Below are 18,710 nucleotides of genomic sequence, written 5' to 3'. Positions count from 1 at the left end.
TAATCCTTTATCGACACGTGACGGGCATCTGCACCAGTCCAGCGTCAGGCTGTTGTTGAAGCGTGTATTCCGCCCGACAGGTTGCGCCGTCGTTTAGCGTCAACGTAAATTGCCCCTTTTCCGGCAGGCCTGAGAGATAGAGTTCGCCCTCTTCTCCGACAATGCCCGTAACGCTTCCGGTGTCCAGCGTTGCCGATCCCGTTGCCCCAAAAGGCGCAGGTTTGCCATTGCTGAGATGAACGTTGAAAAGGATGCGGTAGCCGATATGCGTAACGAATTCCGCTTTTACTACCGCTCCACGGGTGGGAACCAGATTCTGGACGCTTTTTTCCAGTTCAACATTGCCAGAGGCAAAGTCGCTGTCGCCAATTGCGATACGATTTTCATCATAGGGTGACAGCTGCGTTTTTACGGTGTAGCCGCGCCAGTCCGTCGCGACACCGCTGCTGTTTTCCACCGCCAGGCCCGCCGCTCCTGGAGCTTTCACCAGCGCGACGGTTTCTCCCATTTCCTGTGAGAAGGTGACACCTTCTGAATGCAGTAGTATGCCGCCGCTGACGCCATAATTGAGACTTCGGGTTTCGTTGCTCCAGGCATAGTTACCTTTCATGGAGCCATAAGCCGCGTCCCATGCCAGTCCCGCATTCCCCCCCGTACTGCCGCCACTTTCATCAACGGATTGCTGTATGTTCCAGTTCAAGTTGTTGTTCTGAAGCAGCCTTCCGTTCAGGCCTACCTGATGGGAGACGCTGTTTTTATTGTTGCCAGTAACGTTATAGTTGGCGTAGGTGTTCGGTAACCACTGGGAGAGCGGAAGCGAGAGTGACAGCATGAAAACGTGTTCGTTTTCGCCATCCTTTTCCCAGTCCCCATCGTGATGATTCGCAGTATCGGTATAGTTCCATGACGCATTCCACGTCATCTGTTTCCAGCTGTTGCTGTAACCAATCTGGATCAGCCGTTCAACGCTATCCGTTCGCCAGTACTGTTCACGGCTCAGCGTCAGGTAAATATTTCCATACCCCTGCGCAAAAGGTTGTGTCCACGTTCCCTCCAGACGGCTTCTGCGGTTACCCGTTTGCCAGAACGACTCGCTATCGCTCCTGCGGGAAGCCCACTCATCCAGGGTATAAAATCCTTCCGTTGAATAGCGATAGCCTACTATTCGCAGGCTGGTATTACTTACATCGAACGTCTTGGAATAGAGAAAACGCCAGGATTGCCCCTGCTCCGTATCATCGACAAAACGAGACGCCGCATGGGTGACATCCATCGATATCGCCCCGATCTCGCCGAGATCCTGACCAATACCAGCCGCTATGGCAGTGTAATTCTCAGCTAACTGTGTGCCGCCATACAGCGTCATTCCCCCTTGCATGCCGCGTAAAAGCTGAGCCTGCAATAAATCAGGTGAATAGCGATCGCTGTTGTTCAGTTCGCCAATGCTGATATCAAAGTCCGTCTGGCCTTCCCGTCGCAATATTGCCAGGGAAGCATAAGGCTGCGTAAAATGCTGCTCACTACCATCCTTTTCTTTGATCGTAACGTCGAGATCGCCCCCACTGCTGGTGGTGTTGAGATCGGTCAGGGCAAACGGCCCCTGAGGAACAGCAGATTGATAGATAATGTAGCCATTCTGACGAATGGTGACGACGGCATTACTTTTAGCAATGCCCCGGACGACGGGTGCGAAGCCGTTCAGACTATCCGGCAGCATGTCATTATCGGTATACAGGCGCACGCCGCGCACCTGGCTGCTATCGAATAGATCATTTGCCGTCCAGGTATCCCCCATCATTATCTGGCTTCGCAGGCTGGCAATATCACGTTGTAAATACGTACTCGCAGAATGATAACTGCCGTTGCTGTTTACCGCATTGAGGGTGCTGTAGTTGCGAAGTCGCCAGCTGCCAAGGTTAATACCGCTACGCATGTTCAGATAATACAGATCGTCACTGTCATAGTCTGATTTCAACGTCTGGGTGGTTGAAAAATCATAATTCACCATCAGGGCATTAATACCCTGATCCCAGCGTGAAGGCGGAATGGCGTCACGCGCTGAAGAATCCATATAAATCTGCGGTATAGAGACCCGTAACGCGAGCTTTTCGTCATCCAGAACCCATGTAGCTCCCGCCAGCGGGGGAACGGGCTCGCAGCGGCTGGTGTTAATCGTAGCCAGTGCTTTTATGGCATCCACTTTTATGCCAAACGTAGCCAGCGTATTTTTTAAGTCGCGGAAACAGGGCTGGAGTGCGCTCTCGTTGTTTGTTCGAAAAAAATGGATTTCACGGCGCTCAAAAAAGCGCTCGTTGATATAAATATCAACCTGATAATCCCCTTCAGGGAGATTATCGGGCCGGCTAAACTGGCTGATATCAATGTCGACCGGATGTTCAAGTTCTAACAATCGTGAGTTAAAGGTTTCACCAGCAGCATGCCCGGAATACGTGCCGCTGACCCACAGCGACACCAGGGATAACATAAAATAGATGCGCTTCAACGTTAACCATCTCGCCTGAGTCAAAGGGGGTGTTTGATGGCGTCGCTTATCGCGCCATAATCATTGATGCTATGCCAGATGAGTGTCTTACTCGCGACACCAGCGGGTAAGGGAATGTTGAGCGTCTCAAAGGGCTTAATCATCGCCAAATCCAGCGGTTTGCCGTCTACAGCAACATCAATAACGTTGATATGGATAGCCGTAGGATTATTAACCACCAGGGTATTGCCTTGTTTGCGCCAGATGACTTTTAGGCTGGCGGTTTCAGGCTTTTCAGTAATGCTGGCAGGGCGCCAGAATAACTTAATGCGCGTTTTAATCGCGATTTCCAGCTTGCTGTTCTGTTTGTCCGGCGTTGGAGGGATATTCTTAACATTCAGCCAAAAGACAGATTCCCGCTCGGTGGGTAAATCGCCTTTTGTTTTAATAATGCGCAATACGCGCTCCTGTTTTGGCTCCAGCCTTGAAACAGGAGGAATAACGGTAAACGGTGGTTTCGTTTTCTCTGTGGCTAAAAAAGGATCAATCCATGCCTGAATCAGATAGGGTAAGGAAGTATCATTATTTATTACAGAAATAGTGGTATCTGTTTTATTGCTGGGGAAAATAATCCGCGTACCACCGATAATAATCCCACCCCATGAGGGAGAGGCACACACGACTAAAAAGAGAATAATAAAAATATCGATAAAACGCCTGCGCATATCATATCCTGTGACAGGCCTGCGAGGTTTCGCTGTCCATTAGACGTAAAGAAACCTGCCTTGCCAGGCCTGATTTTATTTCGGAAAGCTAGAGGTTAATTACTGTAAGTGATAGTAAATTCAGAATCCGCATTTGCCACACCTGGCGTTACGGTTGCGGAGGTAGCCATATAGCGAGCCATGAACGGCAGTGTCGCCTTGCCATCAGCGTCGATATCTGCACTGACTGACTGGTTGTAAAGCTTCAGCAAGCTGTTGTCAGCACGGTTGTAGATGGCAACGGCAACCCCTGTAGCTCCACCAGCGTTCAGTTTAAGGTAACCGTCTCCATCTTCTGTACCATCAAAGCGAGCGGTGGCTTTTTTATATGTATCAGGGCAATTTTCAAGATCGATCTGGAAAGCCTGTACGGAAGCCGTCGAGCCTGCACCAGAAAAGGCGGATTTATTGACTTTACCAAGGTCAACGGTTTGAGTTTGTGTTGGCGCAGTAACCTCACAGGTGCTGTCAATAATTTCGCCTGTAAAGTGTACAGTACCATTGCCGTTCCCCGCGTGCGCCTGCCAACCTAAAATCAAAGATGAGCAAACTAATGCGCTTTTAAAAAGTTTTCCATTCATTATGACATTATCCTGAAGTTATGAATAATCATGTTTCATTATTAAAACAAATATTGCCGAACCATCCCGGCCAGGAAATAGTAAACTGAAAAATGAAAATAACAAGGAGAAATAATATTGTATTAATTATTACTAATGGAATAAGAGAATAAATATAAGCGTTTTATTACTTAATATAATTTTATATCACACAGAAAAGTCGACACACTGTAATTAGTTTTTATTTAATAAGAAGTGGGAAACTTTATTTTTCAGAAAATATTTATGTTTTGATATAAAAATAACCCCGTAATCATAAATTAACGGGGTTATTCCTAAGTGATATATAATATTATTCTACGGTAACAGACTTCGCCAGATTTCGCGGCTGATCAACGTCGGTGCCTTTGATCAGCGCGACGTGATAAGCCAGCAGTTGCAGCGGAACGGTATAGAAGATCGGCGCAATCACCTCTTCCACATGCGGCATCTCGATGATGTGCATGTTGTCGCTGCTGGCGAAACCGGCATCTTTATCCGCAAAGACGTACAGAACACCACCACGGGCGCGCACTTCTTCGATGTTAGATTTCAGTTTTTCCAGCAGTTCGTTGTTCGGTGCCACCACGATAACCGGCATATCCGCGTCGATCAGCGCCAGCGGGCCATGTTTCAGTTCACCTGCCGCGTAAGCTTCAGCGTGAATGTAAGAGATCTCTTTCAGCTTCAGTGCGCCTTCCAGCGCAATCGGATACTGATCGCCACGCCCCAGGAACAGGGAGTGATGTTTGTCAGAGAAATCTTCCGCCAGCGCCTCAATGCGTTTGTCCTGAGACAGCATCTGCTCGATACGGCTCGGCAGCGCCTGAAGGCCATGCACAATGTCGTGTTCAACGGAGGCATCCAGACCTTTCAGACGCGCCAGTTTCGCCACCAGCATCAGCAGAACGGTTAACTGAGTGGTAAACGCCTTGGTGGAAGCCACGCCAATTTCAGTACCGGCTTTGGTCATCAGCGCCAGATCGGATTCACGTACCAGCGAAGAGCCCGGCACGTTACAGATGGCCAGCGAGCCCAGGTAACCCAACTCTTTAGACAGACGCAGCGCCGCCAGGGTATCAGCCGTTTCGCCAGACTGAGAAAGGGTGATCATCAGGCTGTTACGACGCACCGCAGATTTGCGGTAGCGGAACTCAGACGCGATTTCCACATCACACGGCACGCCCGCCAGGGATTCAAACCAGTAGCGCGAGACCATACCGGAGTTATAAGAGGTACCGCAGGCCACGATCTGAATGTGCTCGACTTTGCCCAGCAGTTCGTTGGCATTGGCGCCCAGCTCACTCAGATCCACTTCGCCGTGGCTGATGCGCCCGGTCAGGGTGTTTTTAATGGCGTTTGGCTGTTCGTAGATCTCTTTCTGCATGTAGTGACGGTAAGCACCTTTGTCGCCCGCGTCGTATTGCAGGTTTGATTCGATCTCCTGACGCTTAACCTGCTCGCCTTTCGTGTCGAATACGGTCACGCTGCGACGTGTCACCTCGGCAATGTCTCCCTCTTCCAGGAAGATAAAGCGACGGGTAACCGGCAGCAGCGCCAGCTGGTCGGAAGCGATAAAGTTTTCACCCATGCCCAGACCAATCACCATCGGACTACCGGAACGCGCGGCCAGCAGCGTGGACGGGTCGCGGGAATCCATGATCACCGTACCGTAAGCACCACGCAGCTGAGGGATAGCGCGCAGCACCGCATCACGCAGTGTACCGCCCTTTGCCAGCTCCCAGTGCACCAGGTGAGCAATCACTTCGGTGTCGGTTTCAGAGACGAAGGTATAGCCGCGCGCTTTCAGTTCTTCACGCAGCGGTTCGTGGTTTTCGATAATGCCGTTATGCACCACCACAATGTGTTCAGACACATGCGGGTGTGCGTTGCCTTCAGATGGCTCACCGTGGGTCGCCCAGCGGGTATGTGCAATACCGGTGCCACCGTGCAGCGGATGTTCTTCCGCAGCCTGGGCCAGCATCTGCACTTTACCGAGACGACGCAGACGGGTCATATGACCTTCTGCATCGACCACAGCCAGACCGGCTGAGTCGTAACCACGGTATTCCAGACGACGTAAACCTTCGAGAAGGATTTCAGCAATATCACGCTGCGCAACTGCGCCAACAATTCCACACATAGTTAGATTTCCTGATTATGGCGTTATGCCATGCGTTGTCGCTGACCTGTATTTGCCCTTTCCGGGCGCCCCGAGCCTTGTAGAGAGTGGGTGTATTTTTATGGGTACTGCTTGTGGGGGGAGATATATATTTATCTCCTCTCCCGGGTTTGCCTGATGTCGGCTACGCCTTATCAGGCCTACTCAATCGTAGGGCGGGTAAGCATAGCGCCACCCGCCTTGTTGTTACTTCTTCTTCACCGGGCGTTTCCAGCCCTGCTTGCTGACCTGCGGCACACGGCTTAACACCAGCTCGTTCTCGGCCACATCGCGCGTAACGGTTGTCCCGGCGGCAATGGTCACGCCTTTGCCCACGGTGACAGGCGCCACCAGCTGGGTATCGGAGCCTACAAACACATCATCACCGATGATGGTTTTAAACTTATTGGCACCGTCATAGTTACAGGTGATGGTTCCAGCACCGATGTTTACGTTGTCGCCAATTTCCGCATCGCCCAGATAGGTCAGATGACCGGCTTTCGAGCCCTTACCCAGACGCGCTTTTTTCATTTCCACAAAGTTACCTACGTGAGCGCCTTCCAGCAGCTCAGCGCCCGGGCGCAGACGCGCAAACGGGCCGATGGTACATGCCGCCTCAAGATGGGCATCTTCCACCACGCTGTACGGGCTGATTTCGCAGTCGTCACCGATCACGCTGTTTTTAATCACGCAGCCAGTGCCGATTTTGACGCGGTTGCCCAGCGTGACGTTACCTTCCAGGATAACGTTAGTATCTATTTCAACGTCGCGCCCGTGGGTCAGCGTGCCACGCAGATCGAAACGCGCCGGATCGCGCAGCATAACGCCCTTGAGCAACATCTTTTCTGCCTGCTCGGACTGGTAAATACGCTCCAGGCGAGAAAGCTGGAGACGGTTGTTTACCCCGTCCGTTTCGCTGATGCGAGCCGGGTGAACGGCGGCAATCTCACGCCCTTCCTGGTACGCCATCGCAATGATGTCGGTGATGTAGTATTCACCCTGCGCGTTGTTATTGTTGAGTCTGGACAGCCAGCGCTTCATATCCGCACCGTTCGCAATCAGGATGCCGGTGTTGATCTCCTGAATCTGGCGCTGTTCGTCAGTGGCATCTTTATGCTCAACAATCCCTGTTACCTTGCCGTTTTCACGCGTAATGCGGCCATAGCCGGTTGGATCGTCCAGCACGACGGTCAACAAACCGATGCCGCCCTGCGGTTTGGCTTCACGCAGGCGAGTGAGGGTTTCAACGGAGATCAGCGGGACGTCGCCGTAGAGCATCAGGATATCTTCATCATCAGCGAAGAAGGGTGCAGCCTGCTGCATCGCATGGCCTGTACCCAACTGTTCTGCCTGTAGCACCCAGTTGAGATTGTCGTCATGCAGCGTTTTTTTCAGCAGATCGCCGCCATGTCCATAAACCAGATGCACCTGGCTGGCGCCTAATTCATTCGCTGCATCAATAACATGCTGAACCATTGGCTTTCCTGCCAGCGTGTGGAGCACCTTAGGCAGATCGGAATACATGCGGGTACCTTTGCCTGCGGCAAGGATCACCACGCTCATCGCACTGTTTAACATACGCATCCTGACGGTAGTTTGTGTGAGAAGTAAAAACGTTTGATGCTTAAAATTCTACATCTTTTTCATCATGAATTAAGGCCGAAAAAAAAAGCCAGCCTGGGATCCAGACTGGCTTTTGTGCTTTTCAAGCCGGTGTTACATCGCTTTTTTGGTCAACTCGATAACGCGCAGTTTCGCGATCGCTTTGGCCAGCTCCGCAGACGCCTGAGCGTAATCCACGTCACCATGAGAGCTGCTAATGTGCTCTTCAGCCTTACGCTTCGATTCCAGGGCTCGCGCTTCGTCGAGATCCTGGCCACGAATAGCGGTATCGGCCAGAACGGTCACACTGCCTGGCTGCACTTCAAGAATGCCGCCGGACAGATAGATAAACTCTTCATGACCGAACTGTTTAACGATGCGGATCATACCAGGCTTAATGGCGGTGAGCAGCGGTGCGTGACCCGGGAAAATACCCAGTTCACCTTCACTACCCGTTACCTGGATTTTCTCGACCAGACCAGAGAACATTTGTTGCTCTGCGCTGACGACGTCCAGGTGGTAAGTCATTGCCATATCACCCTCCGATTAAGGCGTTAAAGTTTTTTGGCTTTTTCCACGGCTTCTTCGATGGAACCAACCATGTAGAACGCCTGCTCTGGCAGGTGATCGTATTCGCCTTCCATGATGCCTTTAAAGCCACGGATGGTGTCTTTCAGGGAAACGTATTTACCCGGAGCACCGGTGAATACTTCCGCAACGAAGAACGGCTGGGACAGGAAGCGCTGGATCTTACGCGCACGTGCTACCACCAGTTTGTCTTCTTCAGACAGTTCATCCATACCCAGGATGGCGATGATGTCTTTCAGTTCCTGATAACGTTGCAGCAGGGACTGTACGCCACGCGCGGTGTCGTAGTGCTCCTGGCCAACAACCAGTGGATCCAGCTGACGGCTGGTGGAGTCCAGCGGGTCAACGGCCGGGTAGATACCCAGAGACGCGATCTGACGGCTCAGTACCACGGTTGCATCTAAGTGAGCAAAGGTGGTGGCTGGGGATGGGTCAGTCAAGTCATCCGCAGGTACGTATACCGCCTGAACGGAGGTGATAGAACCGGTTTTGGTAGAGGTGATACGTTCCTGAAGAACACCCATCTCTTCCGCAAGCGTAGGCTGATAACCTACCGCTGAAGGCATACGACCCAGCAGTGCAGATACTTCAGTACCGGCCAGGGTGTAACGGTAGATGTTATCAACGAACAGCAGAACGTCACGACCTTCGTCACGGAACTTCTCAGCCATGGTCAGGCCGGTCAGCGCAACGCGCAGACGGTTTCCTGGTGGCTCGTTCATCTGGCCGTAAACCAGGGATACTTTATCCAGAACGTTGGAGTCGGTCATTTCGTGGTAGAAGTCGTTACCCTCACGAGTACGTTCACCCACGCCCGCAAACACGGAGTAACCGGAGTGCTCGATCGCGATGTTACGGATCAGCTCCATCATGTTTACGGTTTTACCTACACCCGCACCACCGAACAGACCGACTTTACCGCCCTTCGCGAACGGACACATCAGGTCGATAACTTTGATGCCGGTTTCCAGCAGTTCCTGAGAGCTGGACAGCTCTTCGTAGGAAGGTGCCGCGCGGTGGATAGCCCAACGCTCTTCTTCACCGATGTCGCCTTTCATGTCGATTGGCTGACCCAATACGTTCATGATACGACCCAGTGTTGCTTTACCTACCGGGACTTCGATCGGGTGCTCAAGGTCTTTTACTTCCAGACCACGACGCAGACCGTCGGAAGAACCCATGGCGATGGTACGCACGATACCGCCGCCGAGCTGCTGCTGAACTTCCAGCACCAGGCTCTCGTTACCATTCTGTACCTCAAGCGCGTCGTACACGCGTGGTACGGCGTCCTGAGGGAACTCGACGTCCACCACGGCGCCGATTACCTGGACAATCTTTCCAGTAGCCATCTTGAATCCTCTACGTAATTCGTAAACCTGGTTAAACCGCGGCGGCCCCCGAGACGATCTCGGTGAGTTCCTGAGTAATGCTGGCCTGACGAGCTTTGTTGTAAACCAACTGCAGCTCTTTAATCAGGCTGCCGCCATTATCGGTCGCGGCTTTCATCGCCACCATTCGTGCGGCCTGCTCGCTGGCCAGGTTTTCTACAACGCCCTGATAAACCTGAGATTCAACGTAACGACGCAGCAGGGTATCCAGCAGCGGTTTCGGATCGGGTTCATACAGGTAATCCCAGGCTTTCTGTTTCAGCTCGTCATCTTCTGATGCCGGTAACGGCAGCATCTGAGTGAGCGTAGGCACCTGAGACATGGTGTTAATAAATTTGTTGCTGACAACGTACAGTCTGTCCAGACGGCCTTCATCGTAGGCCTGCAACATCACTTTAACCGGGCCGATCAGTTCGGACAGGGACGGGTTATCACCCATACCGGTCACCTGAGCGACAATGTTGCCGCCAACGGAGTTAAAGAAAGAGACGCCTTTAGAGCCAATCAGTGCCAGATCGCACTGAACGCCTTTATCGGACCAGCCTTTCATATCCGCCAGCAGTTTTTTGAACAGGTTAATGTTCAAGCCGCCACACAGACCACGGTCAGTCGACACCACCAGGTAGCCCACGCGCTTAACGTCGCGTTCTTCCAGGTAAGGGTGCTTATATTCCAGATTACCGTTCGCAAGGTGACCAATCACTTTGCGCATGGTCTCTGCATAAGGACGGCTGGCCGCCATGCGATCCTGCGATTTACGCATTTTGGAAGCGGCGACCATCTCCATCGCTTTAGTGATCTTTTGCGTGTTCTGGACGCTTGCGATCTTACTACGTATCTCTTTTGCGCCGGCCATGAGCTTCTCCTCAATGCCAGACGGCTTGTCCTGAGACAAGCCGCCGGACGATTACCAGGATTGGGTTGCTTTGAAGGAATCGAGGATAGCTTTCAGCTTGCCTTCGATTTCGTCGTTATAGCCACCGGTCTGGTTGATCTCTTGCATCAGCGGAGCGTGATCACGGTCGACGTAAGCCAGCAGAGCGGCTTCGAAGCTACCGATTTTCGCCAGTTCCACATCTTCGAGGTAACCGCGTTCAGCCGCGAACAGTACCAGGCCCTGCTGAGCAACAGACATTGGCGCGTACTGTTTCTGCTTCAGCAGCTCGGTCACTTTCTGACCGTGGCTCAGCTGTTTACGGGTTGCTTCGTCCAGATCGGATGCGAACTGAGAGAACGCAGCCAGTTCACGATACTGTGCCAGCGCGGTACGGATACCACCGGACAGTTTCTTGATGATCTTGGTCTGAGCAGCACCACCCACACGGGATACGGAGATACCCGGGTTAACCGCCGGACGAATACCGGAGTTAAACAGGTTGGTTTCCAGGAAGATCTGACCATCGGTAATGGAGATTACGTTGGTCGGAACGAACGCAGAAACGTCACCCGCCTGGGTTTCAATGATCGGCAGAGCGGTCAGAGAACCTGTTTTACCCTTCACTTCACCTTTGGTGAAGTTCTCGACGTATTCCGCGTTAACGCGGGAAGCACGCTCCAGCAGACGAGAGTGGAGGTAGAATACGTCGCCCGGGAATGCTTCACGTCCAGGTGGACGACGGAGCAGCAGGGAAACCTGACGATAAGCAACGGCCTGTTTAGACAGGTCATCGTATACGATCAGCGCATCTTCACCGCGGTCACGGAAGTATTCGCCCATTGCGCAACCGGCGTATGGCGCCAGGTATTGCAGTGCAGCAGATTCAGACGCGGTTGCTACCACAACGATGGTGTTAGACAGTGCGCCGTGCTCTTCCAGTTTACGAACCACGTTGGAAATGGTGGACGCTTTCTGGCCGATAGCCACGTACACACATTTGATGCCGGAATCACGCTGGTTGATGATGGCGTCGATTGCCATCGCGGTTTTACCGGTCTGACGGTCACCGATGATCAGTTCACGCTGACCACGACCGATTGGGATCATGGCGTCAACGGACTTATAACCCGTCTGCACTGGCTGATCAACGGACTGACGGTCGATAACGCCTGGTGCGATAACTTCGATTGGGGAGAAGCCATCGTGCTCAACCGGACCTTTACCGTCGATTGGCGCACCCAGGGTGTTAACAACGCGACCCAGCAGGCCACGGCCAACCGGTACTTCCAGAATACGGCCAGTACACTTAACCTTCATGCCTTCGGCAAGGTCAGCGTATGGACCCATCACAACGGCACCTACGGAGTCGCGCTCCAGGTTCAGTGCGATAGCGTAACGGTTACCCGGCAGGGAAATCATCTCACCCTGCATACAATCGGCCAGGCCGTGGATGCGGATAACACCGTCACTTACAGAAACAATAGTACCTTCGTTGTGAGCTTCACTCACAACATTGAACTGAGCAATGCGCTGCTTGATCAGTTCGCTGATTTCGGTGGAATTCAGTTGCATGCTCCAGTCCCCTTAAGACTGCAAGACGTCTGCAAGGCGCTCAAGACGGCCGCGTACGCTGCCATCAATGACCATATCACCCGAGCGGATGATTACGCCTGCCATTACAGACTTATCGATTTTGCAATTCAGCTTAACTTTGCGTGACAGACGTTTTTCCATCGCGGCGGTGATTTTCGCAAGCTGTTCGTTACTCAGTTCAGTCGCAGAAGTTACTTCAACTTCAGCGGTAGCTTCACTAAGGGCACGTAAGTGCTCAAACTGCTCGAGAACATCCGGGAGCACACGGAGACGACCATTTTCCGCCATCACCTTAATCAGGTTCTGGCCGTTGGCATCCAGTTGCTCTCCGCACACGGCGATAAACGACGCGGCGAGGGTTTCAGGCGCTAACGCACCAGAAAGCAACTCGGCCATTTGTTCGTTTTTCGTCACCTCAGCGGCAAACGCCAGCATATTCTGCCAGCGATCGACATTTTGGTGTTCGACAGCAAAGTCAAAAGCTGCTTTGGCGTAGGGGCGAGCTACCGTAACAAATTCAGACATCAGCCCCTCCCTCCTTACAGTTCAGCGACAAGTTTGTCCACGATGTCGCTGTTAGCAGCTTCATCCACGGAACGTTCGATGATCTTCTCGGCGCCAGCAACAGCCAGAATCGCAACCTGCTTACGCAGTTCTTCACGAGCACGTTTACGCTCAGCTTCAATTTCAGCCTGAGCCTGTGTCACGATCTTAGTACGTTCCTGTTCTGCTTCAGCTTTGGCTTCGTCCAGGATCTGAGAACGGCGTTTGTTAGCCTGTTCAATGATTACCTGAGCTTCAGCTTTCGCTTTTTTCAGCTGGTCTGTCGCGTTGGCCTGTGCAAGGTCCAAATCTTTCTTAGCGCGTTCTGCGGAAGCCAGACCGTCAGCAATTTCTTTCTGACGTTTTTCGATGGCAGCCATTAAAGGCGGCCATACATACTTCATGCAGAACCAGACAAAGAGAATAAACGCGATGGCCTGGCCGAGGATTGTTGCGTTCATGTTCACAGCACAATACCTCTTAAATTTCTGTGGCTTGGGGTTTTAAAACAACTACTACGCGACAGCAAACATCACGTACAGACCCAGACCTACAGCGATCATTGGGATTGCATCCACCAGACCCATAACGATAAAGAACTGAGTACGCAGCAGAGGAATCAGATCAGGTTGACGCGCTGCGCCTTCCAGGAATTTGCCCCCGAGGATGCCGATACCGATCGCAGCACCGATAGCCGCCAGACCCATCATCACAGCGGCAGCCATGTACAGCAGATCCATATTCAGGTTTTCCATGACAGTCTCCAGTTTGTTTCAATTAAAACGTAGTAGTGTTGGTAAAAAATCAGTGCTCTTCAGACGCCATCGACAGATAGACGATCGTCAGAACCATGAAGATAAAGGCTTGCAGCGTAATGATCAGGATGTGGAAAATGGCCCATGGCACATTCAGAATCCACTGTGACCACCACGGCAGAAGACCCGCGATCAGAATGAAAATCAGCTCACCCGCATACATGTTGCCGAACAGTCGCAGACCCAGTGAAACAGGTTTGGACAGCAGGCTAACGCCTTCCAGGATCAGGTTGACCGGAATAAACGCCCAGTGGTTGAACGGCTGCAAGGTAAGCTCTTTCACAAAGCCGCTTACGCCTTTCATTTTGATGCTGTAGAACAGAATGAGGATAAATACGCCCAGCGCCATCGACAGGGTGATGTTCACGTCGGCAGACGGAACCACGCGCAGTGCAGGCAGGCCGAGTACGTGCTCACCGATCCAAGGTAAGAAATCGATAGGCAGGAGGTCCATCAGGTTCATCAGGAAGACCCAAACGAACACGGTCAGGGCCAGCGGAGCAATCAGTTTGCTCTTACCATGGTACATGTCTTTCACGCTGCCATGGACGAAGCCGATGATCATCTCGATGAACGTCTGGAATTTCCCTGGAACACCGCTGGTCGCCTTTTTAGCAACGCTGCGGAACATGGCCAGGAACAGAAGACCCAAAACCACCGAGAAGAACATGGAGTCGATGTTGATCGTCCAGAAGGTGGCCGGGGGGTTATGTGGATCCACCAGCGAGAATGTACGCAGGTCCAGCTGAAGGTTATTCAGATGGTGACCTATGTAATCCTGCGGCGTCATATTTTCTGAAGCCATGATGCCTTTTACCCTTTGTTATTGATTACAGCTGGAGCCAGAACTTGTACCACCAGCACCAAAACCCACGTTGCTATCAGCGGCATGAATACCACTTTCAAAACCGCCAGCGCCATCACCAGTAGAGCAAAGGTCAGCAACACCTTACACACTTCGCCGAGAGCGAAGGACCAGGCCACGCGGCCTTTGGCGGGTGTATGCGCCTGATGACGCCAGGCAAAAATCATAAACAACACGTTTGGCAGAACCACCGCCAAACCTCCGCACGCGGCGGAGATGCCCCAGAAGGGGTCTTTGAGGCTAAACAGCAGTCCACTTGCTATCACAGCCAGAAACTGAATGAACAGAAGCTTACGAGCAACGTTTCTACTCAAGAGCGACACAGACATCACGTTTTTACTCCTGCTCCCTTCGAGGTATGCCGCGTGTCGTATAAAACGTCCTTTAAGGCTCAGAGTCAAGCATCAAAAAGCGGTCAAATTATACGGTGCGTACCCGTGATTTCAAACATTAAGTAGCGAAAAGGTGAATAAATGTTTAAATATTTTTCCCCAGTCCTATTTTTCAACTTTTGACCTAAGTGCCGACCTTCAGGCAAAACTGCAAACAGCGCGGAAACGTTGGTGATAAAGCGTGCACGAGATCACAAAATACACATTTGCGATAAAGTGGTATTTATCAAAGACGTAAAACGATTTATTTCATCTGTATGAAATTAAAGCAAAAAAATCGCAACTATTTTTAAAACAGAGCCGTATACAACAAAAACCTTTTATTGACATTCTTAATAAATATTTAACATTCCATTCTTGTTGCCTTTACCCACTTTTAGCAGGCTGATATTTTCATGGTTGATTATCCTCAGAGTGAACAACTCACTTCAGGTTAACCATAAGAAAACCCATGGTAACAACAAGGTTAAATTAACAACGGACAAAACAGACGGGATGTGCTGCTTTTTAACACGATCAGAACAGCACAAATTCCACATTTTTTATTAATTTTTAAAAAGTGTTTGGCTTAATTATCACCAGATGACGCTCACCTTCGAGCTGAGGGATCTGAAGTTTCTCAATGGATTCGACAGCAAAACCGTCCGGAAGCTGCTCGATTTCGTCCCCCGGAAGTTGCCCTTTCAGCGCATAAAAACGCCCCTTCTCCGCCGGCAGGTGTTTGCACCAGCTCACCATGTCATTGAGTGACGCAAATGCGCGGCTGATAACGCCGTCAAACGGTGGCTCAGCCGGGAACTCCTCTACCCTGCTCTGCACGGGCGTGATGTTTTCCAGCTTCAGCTCATGCTGGACCTGGCGTAAAAAGCGTACGCGCTTACCCAGGCTGTCCAGCAGCGTGAATTGACTCTCCGGTCGAACAATAGACAACGGAACGCCCGGCAAGCCCGGGCCGGTGCCCACGTCGATAAAACGTTCCCCGTTCAGATATGGCGCCACGACGATGCTATCGAGAATATGGCGAATCAGCATCTCGTTGGGATCGCGTACGGAGGTGAGGTTGTACGCTTTATTCCATTTGTTCAGCATATCGACATAGGCCACCAGCTGATTTTTCTGGTGATCGGTGAGCGAAATACCTGCCTGTTCCAGCAGACGAGAGAGTTTATTGAGCACGGTGGATACCTGTTGAGAAACTTAAGTGGCGGGTGGCGCTTCGCTAACCCGCCCTACGGGTTCAGTAGGCCCGGTAAGCGCAGCGCCACCGGGCAATTTTCAGAGCATTACGCGCTGCGGCGCAGCATACCCTGCTTTTTCAGCCACACCAGCAGAATCGAAATCGCGGCAGGTGTGACGCCGGAGATACGTGAGGCCTGGCCAATCGACACAGGTTTGTGATCGTTCAGCTTAGCGATCACTTCGTTGGAAAGGCCCGTCACCTGACGATAGTCCAGCATTTCCGGCAGCAGCGTGTTTTCGTTGCGCTGCTGTTTTTCGATCTCATCCTGCTGACGCGCGATGTAGCCTTCGTATTTCACCTGGATCTCGACCTGTTCAGCCGCTTCCGCGTCTTCAAGGCCCGGCGCGAACGCGGTCAGTTTGACCAGATTCTCGTAAGTGACTTCAGGACGACGCAGCAGATCTTCCCCGCTGGCTTCGCGCGACAGCGGTGCTGTTAAGTGAGCGTTTACTTCGGCAGCGGTTTCCGCCTGCGGATTCACCCAGGTGGTTTTCAGGCGCTGACGTTCCTGTTCGATACGCTCCAGCTTCTCGTTGAAGCGCGCCCAGCGTTCGTCATCCACCAGACCCAATTCACGGCCCACCTCAGTCAGGCGCAGATCGGCATTGTCTTCGCGCAGCATCAGGCGATATTCCGCACGAGAAGTAAACATGCGGTACGGTTCTTTGGTCCCCAGCGTGCAGAGATCGTCGACCAGAACGCCCAGGTAAGCCTGAGAACGCGCCGGTGCCCAGCCCTCTTTCTCGGCAGAGAAGCGAGCGGCGTTCAGACCGGCCAGCAACCCTTGTGCGGCAGCTTCTTCGTACCCGGTGGTACCGTTAATCTGGCCTGCGAAGAACAGACCCTGGATGAATTTGCTTTCCAGCGTCGGCTTCAGGTCGCGCGGATCGAAGAAATCGTACTCAATAGCGTAGCCAGGGCGAACGATTCTTGCGTTCTCCATGCCCTGCATTGAGCGAACAATTTGCATCTGTACATCGAACGGCAGGCTGGTGGAGATGCCGTTCGGGTAAATTTCATTTGAGGTCAGCCCTTCCGGCTCCAGGAAGATCTGGTGCTGGTTACGATCGGCAAAGCGCATCACCTTGTCTTCGATCGACGGGCAGTAGCGCGGGCCGATCCCTTCGATCACGCCAGCATACATTGGGCTGCGATCGAGGTTATTGCGGATCACGTCATGGGTTTTCTCGTTGGTATGCGTGATGTAGCACGGTACCTGCTGCGGATGCTGAGCCGCATTGCCCATGAACGAGAACACCGGCATCGGGTTATCGCCGTGCTGTTGCGCCAGCACGCTGAAATCAATGGTGCGCGCGTCAATACGCGGCGGTGTACCGGTTTTCAGGCGGCTGACGCGCAGCGGCAGTTCACGCAGACGACGTGAAAGTGGGATAGACGGCGGATCGCCAGCACGGCCACCGCTGTAGTTATCCAGGCCGATATGAATTTTTCCGTCCAGGAATGTCCCGACGGTCAGCACAACCGCTTTTGCGCGGAACTTGAGCCCCATCTGGGTTACGGCACCCACGACGCGATCGTTCTCGACGATAAGATCTTCAACTGCCTGCTGGAAGATCATCAGGTTCGGCTGGTTCTCCAGCGCGGTGCGCACAGCCTGACGGTAAAGCACGCGGTCTGCCTGTGCGCGGGTCGCACGAACAGCAGGCCCTTTACTCGCGTTTAGTATCCTAAACTGGATGCCTGCATGATCGATCGCTTTCGCCATCAGGCCGCCAAGTGCATCCACTTCTTTTACCAGGTGTCCTTTCCCAATGCCGCCAATCGCCGGATTACAGGACATTTGTCCCAGCGTGTCGATATTGTGTGTCAAAAGCAGGGTCTGCTGACCCATTCGCGCTGCGGCCATTGCGGCCTCAGTGCCTGCGTGACCCCCGCCAATGATGATGACGTCAAAAGGATCCTGATAAAACATGGTGGTCTGCCTCGCGTAAAGCGGTATGAAAATGGATTGAAGCCCGGGCCGTGGATTCTACTCAACTTTAGTCTTTCGAGAAAGCATTGGGATCCTGGGCTATTAAAAAGAAGATCTTTTTATTTAGAGATCTGTTCTATTGTGATCTCTTATTAGGATCGCAGACCTCTGTGGATAAGTCCGATCCCATAAATAAGATCATGCAGTTAGGAAGGATCGTTTGCTGTGAATGATCGGTGATCCTGGACCGTATAAGCTGGGATCAGATCGCCACTTTATACACAGGTCAAAAACTAAACCAACGTTGTTCTTTGGATAACTACGGCTTAATACGAGCTTTTAACCAGAGTTATCCACATCTGATCGCACGATCTTTAATCGTTTTTGAGTAAATTTTTCCATTCCGCGAGCCAGATCTCGGCTGGATCTTCGGGAATGTCATGATCGAGGATGTTGATCTTCAGCGTTTCACCCAGCTGTTTTGCTCCGCAGGCGGTCACCGCAGCTTCTACTTTCTCTATGGCGCCACAGAAAGTGTCATATTCACGGCTGCCGATCCCCACAGCGCCAAACCGGACGTTTGACAGATCGGGCTGTTGTTCCAGCAGTTCGTCATATAAAGGTTGCAGGTTATCCGGCAGATCGCCCGCGCCGTGCGTGGAGGTGATCAGCAGCCAGACCCCGTCAGTCGGGAGATCTTCCAGCAGCGGTCCGTGCAGCGTTTGTGTTGAAAAGCCCGCATCTTCCAGCTTCTCAGCCAGATGTTCCGCTACATATTCCGCACCGCCCAGGGTGCTGCCGCTGATAAGAGTAATGTCCGCCATTGATCGCTCGCTCAGATAAAGAGGCGGCCATTGTACGCTGTGAA

17 protein-coding genes are annotated in these 18,710 nt (G+C 52.2%); all 17 read right to left on the bottom strand.

Going from position 1 to position 18,710, the window contains the following annotated elements; translation table 11 throughout:
* Nucleotides 1-7 precede the first annotated feature (7 nt).
* A complete protein-coding gene (locus tag ACQG1Y_RS23540; protein ID WP_426737212.1) occupies nucleotides 8-2,485 on the bottom strand; it encodes a fimbria/pilus outer membrane usher protein in 2,478 nt (825 codons plus the stop codon).
* Between the two features lie 38 nt (nucleotides 2,486-2,523).
* Complete coding sequence (locus ACQG1Y_RS23535) at nucleotides 2,524-3,207, bottom strand: fimbrial chaperone (protein WP_032672190.1); 684 nt, start codon at nucleotides 3,205-3,207, stop codon at nucleotides 2,524-2,526.
* Nucleotides 3,208-3,302: 95 nt separating this feature from the next.
* Nucleotides 3,303-3,827, bottom strand: coding sequence for a fimbrial protein (locus ACQG1Y_RS23530; RefSeq protein ID WP_032668932.1), 525 nt, complete (start codon nucleotides 3,825-3,827; stop codon nucleotides 3,303-3,305).
* 331 nt (nucleotides 3,828-4,158) lie between these two features.
* Nucleotides 4,159-5,988, bottom strand: a complete 1,830-nt coding sequence (glmS, locus tag ACQG1Y_RS23525; protein WP_015570148.1) for a glutamine--fructose-6-phosphate transaminase (isomerizing) — start codon at nucleotides 5,986-5,988, stop codon at nucleotides 4,159-4,161.
* A 225-nt stretch (nucleotides 5,989-6,213) separates the two neighbouring features.
* A complete protein-coding gene (gene glmU, locus ACQG1Y_RS23520) occupies nucleotides 6,214-7,584 on the bottom strand; it encodes a bifunctional UDP-N-acetylglucosamine diphosphorylase/glucosamine-1-phosphate N-acetyltransferase GlmU (RefSeq protein WP_045333544.1) in 1,371 nt (456 codons plus the stop codon).
* A 138-nt stretch (nucleotides 7,585-7,722) separates the two neighbouring features.
* On the bottom strand, nucleotides 7,723-8,142 hold the full coding sequence (locus ACQG1Y_RS23515; protein WP_006177560.1) for a F0F1 ATP synthase subunit epsilon: 420 nt from the start codon (nucleotides 8,140-8,142) through the stop codon (nucleotides 7,723-7,725).
* Nucleotides 8,143-8,162: 20 nt separating this feature from the next.
* Complete coding sequence (gene atpD, locus ACQG1Y_RS23510) at nucleotides 8,163-9,545, bottom strand: F0F1 ATP synthase subunit beta (protein WP_015570150.1); 1,383 nt, start codon at nucleotides 9,543-9,545, stop codon at nucleotides 8,163-8,165.
* A gap of 31 nt (nucleotides 9,546-9,576) precedes the next feature.
* Nucleotides 9,577-10,440 carry a F0F1 ATP synthase subunit gamma gene (atpG, locus tag ACQG1Y_RS23505; RefSeq protein WP_003862364.1) on the bottom strand — a complete coding sequence of 288 codons (864 nt, stop codon included), beginning with the start codon at nucleotides 10,438-10,440 and terminating at the stop codon, nucleotides 9,577-9,579.
* Nucleotides 10,441-10,491: 51 nt separating this feature from the next.
* Nucleotides 10,492-12,033: a F0F1 ATP synthase subunit alpha gene (gene atpA, locus ACQG1Y_RS23500; protein WP_003862367.1), complete on the bottom strand. Its 1,542-nt coding sequence runs from the start codon at nucleotides 12,031-12,033 to the stop codon at nucleotides 10,492-10,494.
* Nucleotides 12,034-12,045: 12 nt separating this feature from the next.
* On the bottom strand, nucleotides 12,046-12,579 hold the full coding sequence (gene atpH, locus ACQG1Y_RS23495) for a F0F1 ATP synthase subunit delta (RefSeq protein WP_015570151.1): 534 nt from the start codon (nucleotides 12,577-12,579) through the stop codon (nucleotides 12,046-12,048).
* Nucleotides 12,580-12,593: 14 nt separating this feature from the next.
* Nucleotides 12,594-13,064: a F0F1 ATP synthase subunit B gene (gene atpF, locus ACQG1Y_RS23490; protein WP_003862370.1), complete on the bottom strand. Its 471-nt coding sequence runs from the start codon at nucleotides 13,062-13,064 to the stop codon at nucleotides 12,594-12,596.
* Between the two features lie 48 nt (nucleotides 13,065-13,112).
* Complete coding sequence (atpE, locus tag ACQG1Y_RS23485; RefSeq protein WP_000429386.1) at nucleotides 13,113-13,352, bottom strand: F0F1 ATP synthase subunit C; 240 nt, start codon at nucleotides 13,350-13,352, stop codon at nucleotides 13,113-13,115.
* Between the two features lie 49 nt (nucleotides 13,353-13,401).
* On the bottom strand, nucleotides 13,402-14,217 hold the full coding sequence (gene atpB / locus ACQG1Y_RS23480; RefSeq protein ID WP_003862373.1) for a F0F1 ATP synthase subunit A: 816 nt from the start codon (nucleotides 14,215-14,217) through the stop codon (nucleotides 13,402-13,404).
* A gap of 8 nt (nucleotides 14,218-14,225) precedes the next feature.
* A complete protein-coding gene (gene atpI / locus ACQG1Y_RS23475) occupies nucleotides 14,226-14,606 on the bottom strand; it encodes a F0F1 ATP synthase subunit I (protein WP_003862375.1) in 381 nt (126 codons plus the stop codon).
* Nucleotides 14,607-15,221: 615 nt separating this feature from the next.
* Nucleotides 15,222-15,845, bottom strand: coding sequence for a 16S rRNA (guanine(527)-N(7))-methyltransferase RsmG (rsmG, locus tag ACQG1Y_RS23470; RefSeq protein ID WP_017694037.1), 624 nt, complete (start codon nucleotides 15,843-15,845; stop codon nucleotides 15,222-15,224).
* 107 nt (nucleotides 15,846-15,952) lie between these two features.
* A complete protein-coding gene (mnmG, locus tag ACQG1Y_RS23465) occupies nucleotides 15,953-17,842 on the bottom strand; it encodes a tRNA uridine-5-carboxymethylaminomethyl(34) synthesis enzyme MnmG (protein WP_032668933.1) in 1,890 nt (629 codons plus the stop codon).
* Between the two features lie 374 nt (nucleotides 17,843-18,216).
* Nucleotides 18,217-18,666 carry an FMN-binding protein MioC gene (gene mioC / locus ACQG1Y_RS23460; RefSeq protein WP_003862381.1) on the bottom strand — a complete coding sequence of 150 codons (450 nt, stop codon included), beginning with the start codon at nucleotides 18,664-18,666 and terminating at the stop codon, nucleotides 18,217-18,219.
* Between the last annotated feature and the right edge of the window lie 44 nt (nucleotides 18,667-18,710).

Origin of the sequence: Enterobacter cloacae complex sp. 397G4, from assembly GCF_050031515.1 — a bacterium.
GTDB classification, from domain to species: Bacteria; Pseudomonadota; Gammaproteobacteria; order Enterobacterales; family Enterobacteriaceae; genus Enterobacter; species Enterobacter hormaechei_C.
This window is presented reverse-complemented; position numbering and strand designations above follow the sequence as displayed.